10 protein-coding genes and 1 pseudogene are annotated in these 17315 nt (G+C 72.3%); 7 read left to right on the plus strand and 4 right to left on the minus strand.

The features are described 5' to 3' along the window. Positions 1-86: 86 nt before the first annotated feature. Complete coding sequence (locus IEY56_RS27005; RefSeq protein ID WP_189039906.1) at positions 87-1748, minus strand: glycoside hydrolase family 13 protein; 1662 nt, start codon at positions 1746-1748, stop codon at positions 87-89. 468 nt (positions 1749-2216) lie between these two features. Further along, the gene (locus IEY56_RS27010) at positions 2217-3245 is read right to left on the minus strand and encodes a LacI family DNA-binding transcriptional regulator (protein WP_189039907.1); all 1029 of its coding nucleotides are present in this window, start codon (positions 3243-3245) and stop codon (positions 2217-2219) included. A gap of 276 nt (positions 3246-3521) precedes the next feature. Here IEY56_RS27010 and IEY56_RS27015 point away from each other — a divergent pair, with 276 nt between their 5' ends. The 3 genes from IEY56_RS27015 to IEY56_RS27025 all read left to right on the plus strand — a co-directional run bounded on the left by IEY56_RS27015 (position 3522) and on the right by IEY56_RS27025 (position 6910). Further along, the gene (locus IEY56_RS27015; RefSeq protein WP_229712242.1) at positions 3522-4808 is read left to right on the plus strand and encodes an ABC transporter substrate-binding protein; all 1287 of its coding nucleotides are present in this window, start codon (positions 3522-3524) and stop codon (positions 4806-4808) included. Positions 4809-5039: 231 nt separating this feature from the next. Beyond that, positions 5040-5987 carry a carbohydrate ABC transporter permease gene (locus tag IEY56_RS27020; protein ID WP_229712243.1) on the plus strand — a complete coding sequence of 316 codons (948 nt, stop codon included), beginning with the start codon at positions 5040-5042 and terminating at the stop codon, positions 5985-5987. Next, entirely contained in the window at positions 5984-6910 is a 927-nt protein-coding gene (locus IEY56_RS27025; protein WP_189039909.1) for a carbohydrate ABC transporter permease, read from the plus strand. The genes IEY56_RS27020 and IEY56_RS27025 overlap by 4 nt, the downstream gene beginning before the upstream one ends. A gap of 144 nt (positions 6911-7054) precedes the next feature. On the opposite strand, the gene IEY56_RS27030 is transcribed toward IEY56_RS27025, so the two are convergent. Further along, entirely contained in the window at positions 7055-7744 is a 690-nt protein-coding gene (locus IEY56_RS27030; RefSeq protein ID WP_189039910.1) for a hypothetical protein, read from the minus strand. Positions 7745-8054: 310 nt separating this feature from the next. Here IEY56_RS27030 and IEY56_RS27035 point away from each other — a divergent pair, with 310 nt between their 5' ends. The 4 genes and pseudogenes from IEY56_RS27035 to IEY56_RS27050 all read left to right on the plus strand — a co-directional run bounded on the left by IEY56_RS27035 (position 8055) and on the right by IEY56_RS27050 (position 12669). After that, positions 8055-8906: a helix-turn-helix domain-containing protein gene (locus IEY56_RS27035; RefSeq protein WP_189039911.1), complete on the plus strand. Its 852-nt coding sequence runs from the start codon at positions 8055-8057 to the stop codon at positions 8904-8906. A 169-nt stretch (positions 8907-9075) separates the two neighbouring features. Then, positions 9076-9963, plus strand: a complete 888-nt coding sequence (locus IEY56_RS27040; RefSeq protein WP_189039912.1) for a DUF1906 domain-containing protein — start codon at positions 9076-9078, stop codon at positions 9961-9963. Between the two features lie 232 nt (positions 9964-10195). After that, a pseudogene (locus IEY56_RS27045) lies at positions 10196-10732 on the plus strand (SigE family RNA polymerase sigma factor); the annotation flags it as partial. A 284-nt stretch (positions 10733-11016) separates the two neighbouring features. Further along, entirely contained in the window at positions 11017-12669 is a 1653-nt protein-coding gene (locus IEY56_RS27050; protein WP_189039914.1) for a long-chain fatty acid--CoA ligase, read from the plus strand. A 231-nt stretch (positions 12670-12900) separates the two neighbouring features. On the opposite strand, the gene IEY56_RS27055 is transcribed toward IEY56_RS27050, so the two are convergent. After that, entirely contained in the window at positions 12901-16836 is a 3936-nt protein-coding gene (locus IEY56_RS27055) for a PAS domain-containing protein (RefSeq protein ID WP_189039915.1), read from the minus strand. Between the last annotated feature and the right edge of the window lie 479 nt (positions 16837-17315).

Consider the following 17315-nt stretch of genomic DNA (forward strand, 5'->3'; position numbering starts at 1 on the left):
CGGGGAGGTTGATCCCCTCCGGCCTGCCGTGCCGTCAGTGCTCCTCGCGCACGGCCCGCAGCGGCGCTACGGGCCGCGCGGCCGGGTCAGCCCTGGCGCAGCCACACCGTGGTCTCGCCGGGCAGCCCGCCGTCGACGGGCGAGCTGCTCAGCAGCAGCTCGCCCTCCGGCAGCGGCTTCGTCTCCGTGCCGAAGTTGGTGATGCAGTGCCAGCCGTCGGGGCGCACGAAGTGCAGCACGTCCTCGTCCGCGGTCTCCGGGTCGCCGGCCCACTGCATCGACTCGTCCGAGCCGACGAGCTTGTGCCGCAGCCGCAGCGCCTCCCGGTACAGCTCCAGCGTGGAGCCCTCCTGGCCCTCCTGCGCCTCGACCGACAGCTCGCCGAAGTACGGCGGCTGGGGCAGCCACGGCCTGCCGCCGAACCCGAACGAGTCGCCCTCGCGCTTCCACGGCAGCGGTACGCGGCAGCCGTCGCGGCCCTTGCGGGTGTGGGAGCTGCGCTCCCACACGGGGTCCTGGAGGTCCCCCTCCGCGATGTCGGCTACCTCGGGCAGGCCGAGCTCCTCGCCCTGGTACATGTAGGCGGAGCCCGGCAGCGCCAGCTCCAGCAGGGTCGCGGCCCTCGCGCGGCGCAGCCCGCGTTCGCGGTCCAGCGGGGGCTCGGTGCCGCCGCTGAGCAGCCACTCCTCGTGGTCGGCGCCCTCGGGTATCGCGAGACGCGACGCGTGCCGGATCACGTCGTGGTTGGAGAGCACCCACGTCGCGGAAGCGCCCGCCTCCTGCGCGGTGTGCAGCGAGGTGTCGATGACGGAGCGCAGCTCGGCGGCGTTCCAGCCGGTCTTCAGGTAGTCGAAGTTGAACGCCTGGCCCAGGCCCTCGGGGCTGGCGTAGAGCACCATGCGTTCCCTCTTCACCCACGCCTCGGCGACGCCGACGCGGGGCGGGTCGTACTCGTTGAAGACCTTGCGCCACTCGCGGTAGATCTCGTGCACCCCGTCGCGGTCCAGGAACGGGTGCTGGCCGTCCTCGACGACCTCCATCTGCTGGTCGATCGAGGTCTCGCCGACGTCGCGGAGCGGCTCGGAGAGGTCCTTGACGAGCGCGTTCGCGACGTCGATGCGGTAGCCGTCCACGCCGCGGTCCGACCAGAAGCGCAGCGTCCTGATGAAGTCGGCGCGCACCTCGGGGTTGTCCCAGTTCAGGTCGGGCTGCTCCGGGGCGAACAGGTGCAGGTACCACCATCCGTCGGGCAGCCGCGTCCAGGCGGGCCCGCCGAAGTTGGACTGCCAGTCGGAGGGCGGCAGTTCGCCGTTCTCTCCCTTGCCCTGGCGGAAGACGTAGCGGTCCCGCTCGGGCGAACCGGGTCCCGCCTCCAGCGCAGCCTTGAACCACTCGTGGTCGTTGGAGGTGTGGTTCGGGACGATGTCGATGATCACCTTGATGCCGAAGCGGTGGGCCTCGGCGACCATCTCGTCGAAGTCGTCCAGCGTGCCCAGGCGCGGGTCGACGTTGCGGTAGTCGGCGACGTCGTAACCGCCGTCGGCGAGCGCCGACGGGTAGAAGGGGCTCAGCCACACGGCGTCGACGCCCAGTTCGGCGAGGTAGGGCACCCGGGAGGTGACGCCGCGGATGTCGCCCAGGCCGTCGCCGTCGGAGTCGGCGAAGCTGCGGGGGTATATCTGGTAGACGGCGGCCTGCCGCCACCAGTCGGGGCCGTCCTGGCGGTGTGGTGCGGTGCTGTCGGTCACTGTGTGTCCTCGCAGTGCGGTGCGGTGGATTCTGTCCGGTATCTGGTCGTCTCGTTATTCGGTTGTCCGGGCCGCCGCGTGCCGCACGGTGCGTGACGTGCCGCGTTCAGGCGGTCCGGGGCTCGGGGGCCGGGCGCGGCTGGGCGCCCGTCGGCGGACGGGGTTTTCCTGGCCGCGGCGCTGCGGCGTGGGGCGGGCGTGGGTCCGGGTTCGGGCCGGGCTGTGTCTGCGGGCAGGGCGGTGTGTCGGGTCTGGGCTCTGCGGAGTCAGGGGCGGCGGGGTGCGGCGGCGGACCGGTGTCGTGCGCGGGCTCGGGGTATCGGGTTGTGCCTGCCCCGGATTCGCCGGAACGCACCCTTCGGCCGGCGGTCTCCGTGACCGGTCCCGCGGTACGTCCGCGGCCGGACGCGGCGGGGCGGCTGCGGCCGGTGCGCGGTGCCGGGGGCCGGCGTCGCGGTGCGGCCGGGGTCATCGCGGCGGTGCGATGGAGCCCCTGCGGTGGACGGGCATGGGAATCCGGTGGATCGTCGGCGTCAGGTCGTCCGACAACAGTAACGACACCGCTGCCCGTCCCAGTTCGCGGTGGGGGATGGCGACGGAGGTGAGCCCCGGCCGCAGCCAGGACGCCAGTTCGGAGTCGTCGAAGGAGATCACGGAGACGTCCTCCGGGACACGCAGGCCGCTCTCCGCCAGGGCCTGGTACGCGCCGAACGCCAACCGGTCGTTGCAGCAGACGAGGGCCTTCGGCGCCGCCGTCCCGCCGAGCAGCGTGCGCACGGCGCGATAGCCGCCCTCGGGCGTCGACCAGTCGCATTCGGCGACGCCCGCGAGCCGTACCCCGGCCGCGGCCGCGGCACGTGCGATGCCGCGCATCCGTTCGCGTCCGGCGTGCACGCCGTCCGGTGCCGCCTCCGTGCGGTGGTGTCCGCCGACGACGTGGACGCCCTCCCGGTGACCGGCCTCCAGGAGCATGCCGAGGGCCTCCGCGCCCGCTTTCTCCTCATCCGGTACGACGCAGGCCAACTCGCCCGATTGGTCGAGGTGGTTGAGCAGCACCGTGGGGTGTTCCGGCGAGTGGTGGGCGGGCCGGCGGCCCCGGGTCGACATCGACGCGTGGATCATCCCGTCGACCTGGCGGTCGATCATGCCGCGGAGGAGCCGCTGCTCGACCTCGGGGACGTCGCCCGTCTCCGCGACGTACAGCAGGTGATCCCGCTCGAGGGCCGCTTCGAGGGCGCCCTGGATGAGTCCGCCCGCGTAGTTGCCGCTCGCCACGACGTCTGACACGAGCCCGATGGTGAACGTCTTGCGGGTGCGCAGGCTCTGCGCCGTGAGGTTCGGGCGGTATCCCAGTTCCTCCGCCGCGCCGAGGATCCGCTGCCGCGCTTCGACGGAGATGCGGATGTCCTCGCGGCCCGAGAGCACGAACGAGACCGTCGTGCGTGAGACGCCCGCGTGGCGTGCCACATCGGCCTGGGTGACGCGCGACGACGGCATGGACCCCCTCCAGGTAACTCGTGCTAGCTGAGCATCACCTGGTGTTACTCGAGGTGTCAACGACTTTTCGAGCGGGCTGCGCGCACGCCTCGTCCCGGATCCTGAGCGAGGCCTTGACACGGACGCGCCAGGGGCAACATCCTCCTGCTCACTCGATTTAACGTCGCTGTTTCCCAACCGCCGGGGACCGGACGGCTGTCCCGGCCGCCGGGGCGGCATCGCGGAGCACAGCGAATCACAACAGCCCGGACCAGGCCACAGGCAAGAGGAGATCATGTGAGTGCCATACCGCGACGACTGCTGCCGAGCACTGCCGTCCTTGCCGCACTCACCCTCGTCAGCGGCTGCGGTCTCGGTGCGAAGAAGGTCGAGAGCGGTGCCGACGCGACGGAACGGGGCCCGATCACGTACGCGGCGGGCAAGGACGTCTCAGGGGTCGTGCCGAAGCTGATCAAGCGCTGGAACGAGACGCACCCCGACGAGAAGGCGACCTTCATCGAGCTGCCCGAGGACGCCAACGCGCAGCGCCAGCAGATGATCCAGAACGCCCAGCTCAAGTCGGACACCTTCACGGTGCTCTCCCTCGACGCCGTGTGGACCGCCGAGTTCGCCGCGAACCGCTGGATCGACGAGATCCCGCGGAAGTCGTTCCCGTACGACAAGACGCTGGACCCCATCAACGGCACCGTGAGGTACCGCGGCAAGTACTTCGCCATGCCGTACGCCTCCGACGGGGCCCTGCTCTACTACCGCAAGGACCTGCTGGACAAGGCGGGCATCGACGAGCCGCCGGAGACCTGGAGCGAGATGCAGGAGGTCTGCCGCAAGGTCCTGAAGGGCCAGTCGAAGATGTCGTGCTACGCGGGCCAGTTCGAGAAGTACGAGGGTCTGACGGTCAACTTCTCCGAGGCGGTGCACTCCGCGGGCGGCCGCATCACCGACGACAAGGGGAACCCCACGGTGAACACCCCCGAGGCCAAGCGGGGGCTGGACAGCCTGGTCGAGGGGTTCCGCGACGGCACGATGTCCAAGGAAGCGATCACGTACATGGAGGAGCCGGGCCGGCGGGCCTTCGAGAAGGGCAAGACGCTCTTCATCCGCCAGTGGCCCTCGATGTACGGAGTGTCGAGCAACAAGGGCAAGAACAACGAGGTGGCGGGGAAGTTCGGCGTCGCCCCCATACCCGGGCAGGACGGCCCCGGCGTCTCGTCCCTCGGCGGTCACAACCTGGCGCTGTCCTCCTCGGCGCGCAACAAGGCCACAGCGCTGGACTTCATGCGCTACATGACCTCCAAGCAGAACTCGCGGCGGAACCTCAACGACGGCTCCCTGGCCCCCGTCTACACCGACCTCTACGACGACCCGGAGATGCGGCGCAAGTTCCCCTGGCTGCCGGTGCTGAAGAAGTCGATTCTGCACGCCGAGCCGCGGCCCCGCGTGGTGCAGTACGGCGACGCCACCACCGCCATCCAGGACGCCGCCTACGCCGCGCTGACCGGAAAGAAGAGCTCGTCGGAGGCGCTCCGCAGCCTGCAGAAGAAGCTCCGCGCCCTGACCCCGTGACCCGACCGAACTGCGCTACCGCCGCCGGACGGACCTGCCCCCAGTGACCGGCCCGGCTGCCTGCGGACCTCCGGGCACGGCAGCCCGCACCGGTATCGCGCCGCCGCGCCGAGCGGCTTCCGCGTCGCAGACGCCGGCCGAGAAAGGAAGACACCACCAATGTCGATAGCTCTGAGGCGCGGGAGTACCGGGCCCGCGACCGCGCGGTCGCAACAGCAAGCGGAGGGGCGGATGGCCACGCTCCTCATCTCGCCGACGCTGATCGTGCTCGGGCTGGTCATCGTCTATCCCGTGCTGGCGGCGGTCTACTCGTCCATGTTCACCGTCCCGGGCGTCGACCCCAGGACGGGCTTCGTCGAGGGCGGCGAGCCGTTCGTCGGGCTGGACAACTTCGCGTCGATCTTCACCGGCGCGGGCGGCCGCTTCTGGAACGCCTTCTGGAACACCTCGTTCCTGACCGTCACTTCGGTGCTCCTGGAGACGGTCATCGGCCTGGCGATGGCGTTGATCATGCATCAGGCGATGCGCGGACGGGCTTGGGTGCGCGCGAGCATCCTGGTGCCGTGGGCCATTCCCACGGCGATCTCCGCACTGCTGTGGCGCTGGATCTTCGACAGCGAGGGCATCGCCAACACCATGCTCGGCACCAAGGTGCTGTGGACGACGGAAGGCTTCCAGTCACAGGCGGCGGTCATCATCGCGGAGGTCTGGAAGACGGCGCCGTTCGTGGGACTGCTGGTGCTGGCGGGGCTCCAGATCATCTCCCAGGAGGTGTACGAGGCGGCGCGCGTCGACGGGGCCGGCCCCGTCCGGCGGTTCTGGAACATCACGCTGCCGCTGGTCAAGCCGGCGCTGCTGGTCGCCGTGCTCTTCCGGCTGCTGGACGCGCTGCGGATGTTCGACCTGCCGTACATCCTGATCGGCGCGGGCAAGGAGTCCGTCGAGACGCTGTCGATGCTGGCGCAGGACGAGGCGTCCAACGTCCGGTTCGGGCCGGCGTCCGCGTACTCGGTGCTGCTCTTCCTGTACGTGTTCCTCATCGCATTCACATTCATCAAGCTCCTCGGCGCGGACCTGCTCGGCGGCCGGGACGAGCCGGGCGGAAAGAAGGGCGGACGCAAGTCCCCGCGCCGTCAGGCCGGCGGCGGCCGGAGCCGTCAGAAGGAGGCGACGGCATGACAAGCACGACCCCCACCGGAACGACGGAAGCCCCGGCCACCGAGGCGGAGCCGGTCTCCGCACCGCCGCCGGGCCGCACCGCCCCGGCGAAGACCGCCGGCAGCCCGTGGCTCACAGCGCTTCGGACCTCCGGCGTGCTCGCCGTCGCCGCGTGGTGCCTCGCCCCGTTCTACTGGATGATCGCCTCCAGCCTGCGGGCCCCGGAGGACATCTTCGAGACCACCCTGTGGCCGTCCGACCCGTCGTTCACCAACTACGCCGGTGTGCTGGACCCTTCGCAGGGATTCCTGCGGTCTTTGGCGAACAGCTTCATCGTCGCGGGCACGACCACGGTGCTGGCGCTGATCGTGGGCATCGCCACGGCCTACGCCCTGGCACGTCTCGAATTCCGCTTCAAGCGGCTGGTGCTGACCGGCATCATCGCCACCTCGATGTTCCCGGTCGTCTCGATCACGATCCCGCTGCTGAAGCTCTTCGTCGGCATGGGATGGATCAACACCTACCAGGCCATGGTCGTCCCGAGCATGTCCTTCGCGCTGCCACTGGCGGTGTGGAACCTCACGGCCTTCTTCCGGCAGATGCCCACGCAGCTCGAGGAGTCGGCGAGGGTCGACGGCTGCACCCGCGGCCAGGCGTTCCGCAAGGTGATCCTTCCGTTGGCGGCGCCGGGCCTCTTCACCACGGCGATCCTCACGTTCGTGATGGCCTGGAACGAGTTCCTGATCGCGGTGTCGATGACCAACAAGCAGTCCATGCAGACAGCTCCGGTCGCCGTCTCGAAGTTCACCGGCGCCGCCCAGTTCGTGGAGCCGCACGGCAGCCAGATGGCCGCGGGCGTACTGGTGACCATTCCGCTGGTGATCCTGGTGCTGTTCTTCCAGCGCCGCATCGTCGCCGGACTGACGGCGGGCGCGGTGAAGTAGCAGCCGCGGACGAACGCAGGCGCAGCACAGCGCCGCGCAGCACACGAAGGGGCGCCGGTCGAGGACCGGCGCCCCTTCCGCGTCACGGCGCGGCGACCGTCCGCGGCCCGTGTCCGTCCCGGGCCGCGGGGACGGCGGGGAGGCTCAGTCGTCCTCGTTGCTGAAGGACAGGCCGCGCCAGTCGGTGACGCAGTCGCGGTCCATGAAGACCCACCCGAGGTTGGTGTCCCGCACGACCATGGCCGGGTTCGAACCCCTCGTCGTGAAGCGGTAGCTGACTTCGCCCGACGGAGTACCGGCGGGGTCGCGCAGCGCACCGTCGCTGTAGTCGCTCTTGTTGTAGTAGTTGTAGTACGCCCCGCCCGCGCAGGCCGGGTCGACGGAGATCGGACTCCCGTCGGTGGCGTCGTGGGCCCCGGCGTTGAAGTCGAGCCCGAAGGACTTGCGGTGGCTGATCCGCTCACGCGTCTCCGCGCCGCACGACGGGTCGGCGGAGCCGGAGGGGGAGCCGCTGAGGGCGGCGGGCGGGATCCAGGCGCAGAGGTTGTTGGCGCCGTAGTTGCGCCCGTAGTGGTAGTCGCTGGGCGTGGTCTCGTGCACGTCGAAGGCGGAGCCGGCCATCGCTGTGCCGATGAAGTAGCCGCACGGCTTGTTCTGCAGCCAGGTGCCGGCGGGAATGGTGCCGTGGTTGTCGCATGCCGCCGGCTTGGGCGAGTCGGGCTGGATCTGGTAGCGGTTCACCGCGGCCTGCGCCGACTGGGGCAGCAGGGTCAGCGCCGTGGCCAGCGCGGTGAGCACGGCAGCCGAGACGGCGAGGGGCAGCTTCCTTTGCACGGTCGTCTCTCCTTCTTCCGGGGGATCGCGTACCGCGGACGCGGTCGCGTCTGACTGGTGGAGCGCTCCCGTACGGGCCGGGGCTTTCGGCCCCTCCGGCTGCTCGCCGCGTGAGAGCATGCCTCCGGATCCCGGGGACGCACCGAGGTGCGTGATGCGGCCAAGTGCCCGGGCTGCGCTTCGAGTTGATTCTTCGGTCCCGTTCTCGCGGTTGCCAGGGCCTTCGCCCGGTGAGGGACGTCCCTCCCGCGCTCCGCCCTCCGACCAGCGGAGAGGGAGAGGAGAAAGGGACTTAGGGAGAGTGAGGGACGTGTCCGCGCGAGGCAGACGTCCGTTGAAACCGCTGTCGCCCGAACTGCCCGAGCCGGTCGCGCAGTTCACGGAAGCGCTCCGCCAGGTGTATCTGGAGCGGACGGAGCTGAACCAGCGTGAGCTCGCGGCGGCGCTGCATCTGACGAAGTCGCCCGTCTCCCGCTACCTGAACGGCCAGGAGGTCGTCCCCGCGGGCACCTTCGCCGAGCTGTGCGGCATCGCGGGCGTCCCGGAGCAGCAGCGGCAGCACCTCTTCCGCCTGCGGGAGCGTGCGGAGGCCGCGTCGCGGGCGGGCGGCGCAGCGGACGAGGCCCTCCGGAACGCCGGCACGGCTGAGGCGCCCCACCCGGACACCGCCCCGGAGCCCGCGGAGACGGACGGCGGACGGGACGGCAGCGGACGAGACGGCAGCGGAGGGGACGACGACCCGCGCGCCCGGTCCCGTGCCGCGTTCCGCAGGTCGGCCCCGGCCGCGGGCGCCGCGGTACTGCTCGTGGCGGCGGCGGTGCTCGGCGTCCAGGCGCTCGCGCCGGACGGAGACGGCGAGCCGCGTCCTGGCGACCGCTCGCGCGCAGGAGCCCCCGGGACGGCCTCCGCCCCGAGCGGCGGCTCCTGCCGTCCGACGCGCGTCTACCGCGTCCTCGAGGACGGCGACATCCTCGACGGCGAGCACAACGACATCGGCGACGTACGGGCCGACGACCTCTTCGGCCTCGACGACCCCCCGGCGTCCTCCCCGTACCGCTACCGCGACTACGGCCATGTCGCCGGGAGCAAGGTCGTCGGCTACGTCGACCAGGCCAAACTCAAGCCCCTGGGCCGCCGCTGTCTGCAGCCGGACCCTCGCTGAGACCCCCTCCACCTGGCCCGCCTCTCGCCTGGACTCGTGCCGGGGTGCGGGCGTGGCCGGAGCACGTCCCGGTCCCGATCGCCATATCAACGGACCAGACGGTTGAAACAGCATCAGGACATGGCGAGCCTCGACGGACCGGCCGTGCGCAGCGCTTTCACTCACCTTCATGTGGCACACGAAGCGCTTCTCCCGCACAGTCCTCGTTACGTTCGCGGCCTTCGCCGCGCTCCTCGGAGCGGACCTCGCTCCGGCGGTGGCCGACGGCCGTTCCGCCGGGCCGTCTTCGGGCAGCAGCCGGCACCTCACCGGCGGCGACCCCCGCGCGCAGGGCGCGAAGATCTTCCGGGGCCAGGCCTTCGACACGTGCCGCACACCGTCGTCAGCCGTGATGCGCGCCTGGTACGGGGCCTCCCCGTTCAAGGCCGTGGGCGTCTACATCGGCGGACGGGCCCGCGCCTGCACCAACCAGCCCCACCTCGACGCCGGCTGGGTGCGCAGAGCCGACGCGACCGGCTGGAAGCTGCTGCCCCTCTATGTCGGCTCCCAGTCGTACTGCGTCCGCGCGAGCAACAAGCGGGCGTTCACCATGTCGCGGCGGAACCCCGTCGCGCAGGGCGGCAGCGAGGGACGCGACGCCGTACGCCAGGCCAGGAAGCTCGGGATGGGCAAGCGCAGCGCGATCTACCTCGACATGGAGGCCTACGACAACTCCAACACCGCCTGCGCGCTCACGACGCTCCGCTTCATCCAGGGCTGGAACAGGGCCGTGCGCAAGGCGGGTTACTTCCCCGGCTTCTACAGCAGCAGCAACTCAGGCATCGAGCACATGGAGGGCGCGCGCAAGGCGGGCAGGAAGAACCTGCCGGAGATGCTGTGGTTCGCGCGGTGGCGGGTCCAGCCGTCCCTGAACAACGACAGGTACATCGCCAGGCACGCGTGGAAGCCGCACAGGCGCATCCACCAGTACGACGGGAACGTGTCGCGGACGTACGGCGGTTACCGGCTGAACATCGACCGCAACCTCGTCGACGCCCCGGTGGCCGTCGTGAAGTGAGGCCGCGGCCGGGCACAGGCGGCCCCGCCACCGGCCCGGCAGCCACTCGCGTCCCGTACGCCCCCGGCGGACGCCGGGCCCGTACACGCGCCCCTGAGTCACCCTTAGTCCTGCGGAGGACCGTGTCCACCCTACGGAGGTGTGGCCGTCCGCACCTCTCCGCCCATAGGGGGAGGTACCTTCGCGACCTCCGGTCGATCCGTGCGCGGCCGTCCGCTCCTAGCGTTGAGCCATGACCTCGCCTGGGACTGTCCGGCCTGCCGGGAACGCCTCTTCGACGGGAACGCCGCTGACGTTCACGTCGTACGTGCGGGCGCGCGGTCCGGTGCTGCTGCGCACCGCCCGCTCGCTCACCGCCAATCCGTGCGACGCGGAAGACCTGCTGCAGACGGCCCTCACGAAGACCTATCTCGCCTGGGAGCGCATCGAGGACCACCGCGCGCTCGACGGCTACGTGCGGAGGGCGCTCCTCAACACCCGCACGTCGCAGTGGCGCAAGCGCCGGGTCGACGAGTTCGCCTGCGACGAGCTTCCGGAGCCGGCGCCGGACGAGGGGCCCGACCCCGCCGAGGCCCAGGCCGTGCGGGACGCGATGTGGAAGGCCGTCCTCAGGCTGCCCGCCCGGCAGCGCGCCATGGTCGTGCTGCGGTACTACGAGGACCTGAGCGAGGTGCGGACCGCGGAGGTCCTCGGGGTCTCCGTCGGCACGGTCAAGAGCGCGGTCTCGCGGGCCCTGGTGAAACTCCGGGAGGACCCGCAGCTCGCGGCCGACGTGCTCGGCGGGCCCGGGGACGGGGACGCTCCGCTGCCCGGCGACGGTACGGCGTCCGGGGCGGGGACGCTGGCCGTGGCCGGAACCGCGGGCCGGGACGGCGAACTCGCCGCGGCCTGACGAGGAGCCCGCCGCCTCGCCCGTCGGTCTCTCCCGCCGGGCCGCCCGCGCCCGCCCCAGGAGCCGAAAATGTGGACGCGGTAGTGACATACCAGTCGGTACGCACGCACAATCAGCGCCACGATTACCCATGCGTAACGGCCCTACGGGAGGCTCCCCCGATGCTGAGCACCATGCAGGACGTACCACTGCTCGTTTCGCGCATCCTGCGTCACGGTTCCACCGTCCACGCGGCGTCCCGGATCACCACGTGGACGGGCGAGGGCGAGCCGCGCCGGCAGACCTTCGGGGAGACCGGCGAACGCGCCGCCCAGCTCGCGCACGCCCTGCGGGACGAGCTCGGGGTCGTCGAGGACGACCGGGTCGCGACCCTCATGTGGAACAACGCCGAGCATGTCGAGGCGTACTTCGCCATACCCTCCATGGGGTCCGTGCTGCACACCCTCAACCTGCGGCTGCCCAGCGACCAGCTCGTCTGGATCGTGGGCCACGCGGCGGACCGGGTGATCCTCGTCGACGGTTCGCTCCTGCCGCTGCTCGCCCCGCTGCTGCCGAGGCTGGAGACGGTGGAGCACGTCGTGGTCGTCGGCGCCGGCGACACGTCCGTCCTGGAGGGCTGCCGCCCCGCCGTGCACGACTACGAGTCGCTGCTGCGGGGTCGTCCCACCGTCTACGACTGGCCCGAGCTGGACGAACGCCGGGCCGCCGCCATGTGCTACACGTCCGGGACGACCGGCGACCCCAAGGGCGTGCTCTTCTCCCACCGCTCGATGTACCTGCACAGCATGCAGGTCAACATGGCCCAGTCCATGGGGCTGACCGACGCGGACACCACGCTGCCCGTCGTCCCGATGTTCCACGTCAACGCCTGGGGGCTGCCGCACGCGACCTTCATGACCGGCGTGAACATGCTGCTGCCCGACCGCTTCCTGCAGCCGGGGCCGCTCGCCGAGATGATCGACGCCGAGCGTCCCACGCACGCGGCGGCGGTCCCCACCATCTGGCAGGGGCTGCTGGCCGAACTCGCGGAGAAGCCGCGCGACATATCGTGTCTGCGCTCCGTGACCATCGGCGGCTCCGCCTGCCCGCCCGCCATGATGCGCGCGTTCGAAGAGGAGCACGGCGTCCGCGTCTGCCACGCCTGGGGCATGACGGAGACCTCGCCGCTGGGCAGCTTCGCCCACCCGCCCGCCGGGCTCAGCCCCGAGGAGGAGTGGCCGTACCGCATCAGTCAGGGCCGCTTCCCCGCCTCCGTGGAGGCCCGGCTCGCGGCGCCGGACGGCACCTTCGCTCCGTGGGACGGGGAGTCGCCGGGTGAACTCGAGGTACGGGGCCCGTGGATCGCCGCCGCGTACTACGGCGGAGCGACGGAGGAGCCGCTGAAGCCGGAGGACAAGTTCAGCCCGGACGGCTGGCTGCGCACGGGGGACGTCGGAGTGATCACCCCCGACGGGTACCTGACGCTCACGGACCGCGCCAAGGACGTCATCAAGTCCGGCGGCGAGTGGATCTCCTCGGTCGAGCTGGAGAACGCGCTGATGGCGCACGAAGCGGTCGCCGAGGCCGCCGTGGTCGCGGTGCCGGACGAGAAGTGGGGCGAGCGCCCGCTGGCGACGGTCGTCCTCAAGGAGGACGCGGGCGACGTCGGCTACGACGAGCTGCGGGCCTTCCTGGCCGAGCGCATCGCGCGCTGGCAGGTCCCCGAGCGGTGGACCATCATCCCGGCGGTGCCCAAGACCAGCGTCGGGAAGTTCGACAAGAAGGTGCTTCGCGGGCAGTACGCCGCGGGAGAGCTGGACGTCACCAGGCTCTGACGCGTCCCGCCGGTTCCCGTCGCGGGGCCGGCTCGCGGGTGGGGCACGACGGGGGAGGGGCCGGACGCGCAGGCGTCCGGCCCCTCTTCGGGTCCTCGGGGACCGGCACACGCGCCCGCCCCGGAGGCGCGTACGTCCGGTCGGGTGCTGCCCGGACTGGCGGGACGCCGCGCGTCGTACGCCTGGTGACGGCGGGTCAACGCGCGGAGACCGGCGGTCAGCCGGCCGTGCTCAGCGAGTGCCGATCTGCGACAGCAGGTCGACGATCCGGGTCTGGACCTGGTCGCTCGTCGCACGCTCGGCGAGGAAGAGCACCGTCTCCCCCGTCGCCAGTCGCGGCAGCTCGGCCGGGTGCATGCCGGCCGACGTGTAGACGACGAACGGCGTGCGGCTGAGCAGCCCGTTGGACCGGAGCCAGTCGATGAGACCGGCACGCCGCTGATGCACCTGCATCAGGTCCGTCACGACCAGGTTGGGCCGCACCTGCCCGGCGATGCCCACCGCGTCCGTGTCCGTCGAGGCATGGGCGACCTGGATGCCGCGCCGCTCCAGGGACGACGCGAGAGCACCCGCGACGGCGGGCCGCTCCTCGATCAGCATCACCCGCGGCGGATGCTGCTCGCTGTCGCGCGGGGCGAGCGCCTTCAGCAGCACCGCGGGGTCGGCGCCGTACGCGGCCTCCCGCGTCGCCTGCCCGAGCCCCGCCGTGACGAGCACCGGCACCTCGGCGGCCACCGCAGCGGTACGGAGGGACTGCAGAGCCGTACGCGTGATCGGCCCGGTGAGCGGGTCGACGAACAGCGCGGCCGGATAGGACGAGATCTGCGCGTCCACCTCCTCGCGCGAGTGCACGAGAACGGGACGGTAGCCGCGCCCGGACAGCGCCTGCTGGGTCGACGGGTCCGGTTCGGGCCACACCAGCAGACGGCGCGGATTGTCCAGCGGCTCCGGCGGCAGCTCGTCGTCGGCGGGCTGCGGCGGAACGGGCACGCCCCGGCCGTCGCTCATCTCCACGGGACTGTTCGGGCCGTCCAGCGGTTCGGGCCCCTCGGCCGCGCCCGCGGCAGGCGCCTCGATCGTGAACTCGCGGGCAGGAGGCGGCGCGGCGGGAGCCGCCTGGGCCTGCATCCCTGCCCGGCCCTGCGCCGCGGGCCGTCCAGCCGGCTGCTGCGCACCGGGCTGACCGCCCGGCTGCGGTGCGTTCGGCTGCGGCGCCCCCGGCTGCGGTGCGTTCGGCGGTGACGCGCCCGGCTGCTGCGGTGCTCCCTGCTGCGGTGCTCCCGGCTGCGGGGGAGCGGCGAGCTTGCGGCGCCTGCCGGACCCGGGAGTCGACGGGGTGGTCGGTATGGCAGTCGGCGGCGCCGACGTCGCCGTCGGAGCGGGACCAGTCGGACCGAAGGAATAAGCGCCCGTGTGGTCGCCGCCGCCGTAGGTGAAGGGCACGCCCTGCCCGAGCGTCCGCACCTGGTGGTGGCCCGTCTCGTACGGCGACTGCCCGCCGTCGGGGAAGCCGGCCGCACCGGGCATCGGCGGGCCCTGCGGCTGCGGCGGCTCCGGCGGCAGCGGGCCGCCCCCGAGGATCGGGCTGGCCGCGACCACCGAGAGGTCCATGGGTTGCGGCTCGGGCTCCGGCTCCGGCTCCGGCGCCTGCTCCTCCTGCACCGGCTGGGGCTGCTGCATGCCGTTCGCGGCGGCGGGGGCGGCACCGTTGGCTCCGGCGGCCGCGTTCGGCGCCGCGCCGTTCGCTCCCGCCGGGTCCGGAACCTGGGCGTTCGGTGCGGGGGGCGGCGTCTGCCCCTGGTCCGCACTCTGCGCGTAACCGGGCTGCGGCTGCCCCGGAGGCGCGGCGAACTGCACGCCCTGCGGGGCCGCTTCACCCTCCGTCTGCGCGGGCTGCTGCCCGTTCTGCACGACGGCCACGTCCTGGCCCTGCGCGCCCGCTTCCGCACCTGCCTGGCCGCGCCCCTGCGCCTGGGCACGCGCGAGCCGCCGCGCTCTCCGGCCGCCGGAAGTCCCCCCGGAACCGGCCGGTTTCGCACCGCCGTCCGCGGCTTCGGCACCGGCCTGGGCGGGGGCGGCGTCCGGCTGCTGCCCGGGCGGAACCTGCACCGGACGGCGGGCACGCCGTCCCGTACCCGGCTGAGCCTGGGCCTCCGGCTGCGCGACCTGCGCACCGGGCTGGAGGGGCTGCCCCTCCGCGGGGACGGGCTGTACGCCCGCACCGTCCGTAGCGCCGCCCGCGGGAGCCGCGAGCGCACGCCGCGGCCGTGCCGCACCGCCCTGCTGGGCCGGAACGGCTCCGGCTTCCGGACCCGTGTCGCCTTGCGGCTGCTCCTGCTGCGCCGCCTCGGCCGGGCTCGGACGTCCGCGCCGCCTGCCTGTGGGCGGCTGCCCGTTCTGCCCCTGCGACTCCTCCTGCGCCTGCTGCGCCTGGAACTGGCTGGGGATTCCGGCAGCGGGTGCGCTGCCGGAGACGTCCCCCGTCCCCGTCCAGGCACCTGCCGCGGGGGCCTGCGCCCCCGCCGTCGCGCCCTCGGAACCGCGCACGGGCTGCGCGGGCACCGGCATCACGGTCGTCTCGTTCTCCCGCCCCTCGCGGGACCGGGAGCCGGCGCCGTTGGTGCTGCCCTCCCCGGAACCGGCGGCGGCGTCCTGGCCCGTGCCGCTCTCCGCGGAGACCGGCACCTCCAGCACGTACGCGTTGCCTCCCGAGCCCGGCACCTCATGCGTCTGCAGCACGCCGCCGTGCCGCCGCACGATCCCCCGCACGATCGGCTCGTGCACGGGATTGCCGCCGCTGTACGGGCCGCGCACCTCGATCCGGACGACGTCTCCGCGCTGCGCCGCCGCGACCACGATGGTCGAGTCCATGCCCGCCGTCGCCGCCGGGGCGTTGCCGGTCGCGTCGACGCCCGCCACGTCGGCGATCAGGTGGGCCAGCGCCGTCGCGAGCTGCCCGCCGTCGACTTCGGCCTCTATCGGCGGGGCGTGGACGGCGAACTGCGCGCGTCCCGGGCCGATCAGCTCGACCGCGCCCTCGACGCCGTTCGCCACCACCCCGTCCAGCGAGATCGTCTCGCGGTGCAGCTTCTCCTGCCCCGCGTCGAGACGCTGGTAGGCGAGCACGTTGTCCACGAGCGTCGTCATACGCGCGTAGCCCGCCGCCAGGTGGTGCAGGATCTGGTTCGCCTCCGGCCAGAGCTGCCCCGCGGGATCGGCGGCCAGCCCCGTCAGCTCGTCCCGGAGCTGGTCGAGCGGCTTGCGCAGCGACTCCTGCAGGACGGCCAGCAGCTGGTCGTGGCGTCCGGCCAGCGACTCGACGGCCCGGCGGTCGCTGAAGGTCACGACCGCGCCGACCAGCTGCTCCCCGTCGCGCACGGGGGCCGTCGTGATGTCGACGGGCACGGCCTGGCCGTTCTTCGCCCACATCACCTGCCCGGCCCGCACCCTGTGCTTGCGGCCGGACCTGAGCGTGTCGTGGAGAGTCGTCTCCTCGTACGGGAGCGGATTGCCGTCCGGACGCGAGTGCAGCACCAGCGGATGGAGCTCCTTCCCGCCGAGGTCGCCGGCCCGGTAGCCCAGGATCTGCGCCGCCGCCGGGTTGACCAGGACGATCCGCCCCTCGGTGTCCACGCCCACGACACCCTCGGACGCGGCGCGCAGGATCATCTCCGTCTGGCGCTGCTGACGGGCGAGTTCGGCCTCGGTGTCGAGGGTGCCGGTGAGATCGCGGACGACGAGCATCAGCAGCTCGTCCCCGGTGTAGGAGTTGCCGGAACCCGGCCCGTGGTCGGCGAACGCGGCCTCGAACGCGGAGGCGTACGGCGTGCGGCCGTCCTCGAGGTTGGCGCTCGTGACCTCGACGGGGAACTCGGTGCCGTCGGTGCGCCTGGCCACCATGCGGGTGGGACGCTGGCGCTCCTGCAGCTCGGCTGCGGCCTCGTCCGGCCTGCGCATCGAACCCGGGATCCGCTTCGAATCGAACTCGGGCAGCAGATCGAGCAGCCCTCGCCCCACCAGTGCGGTGCCGGGGGTCTCGAAGGCTTCCAGCGCGATGGTGTTCGCGTTCACCACCGTGCCGTTGCAGTTGACCAGCAGCAACGCATCGGGCAGCGCATCGAGTATGGCGGCGAGACGAGCAGCGCCTCGGGATGGCCTGCTGCTCACGACGACGTTCCCTTCTGATAACCACGGTGCCGACGACCAGCCGCACGATCCCGTCCGGTCCGGTCACGGCTGCCAGTGTGCCGCTGATCCCGGCCGTATCACTAGGGGGGAGTCTACGGGCAGGAGCCCCCGTGAGGCGGGGGAAGCGGAGGAGTCAGGTCCCCGGAACCCCCGGAATATGGGGGCTCCGGTCCCCTCCTGAGGGGTTTCCGGGCATATCTGCGAGGCCGCTGTGGACCTGTGTACGCCCCTTGACCGCCAGGGGTGAGATGACCCACCCCGCGCCCCCCGAGGGCCACCGCCGCGCCCGCCACCCGGCCGCTCGCTCGTCCGGCCGCTCGCTCGGGACGACGCGACCGGGCACCGGCTCTCGCGGCGGGGCGGCACTACGGGGCTCCGGGAGGCCGGGCGGGCCGGCGGGCGGAGCCGGCCTGGCGGGACCGCCTGGGCTCCGGAGGGCGGGGAGTGCCGGGTTGGTC

The sequence above is a fragment of the Streptomyces daqingensis genome, from assembly GCF_014645895.1.
GTDB lineage: Bacteria > Actinomycetota > Actinomycetes > Streptomycetales > Streptomycetaceae > Streptomyces > Streptomyces daqingensis.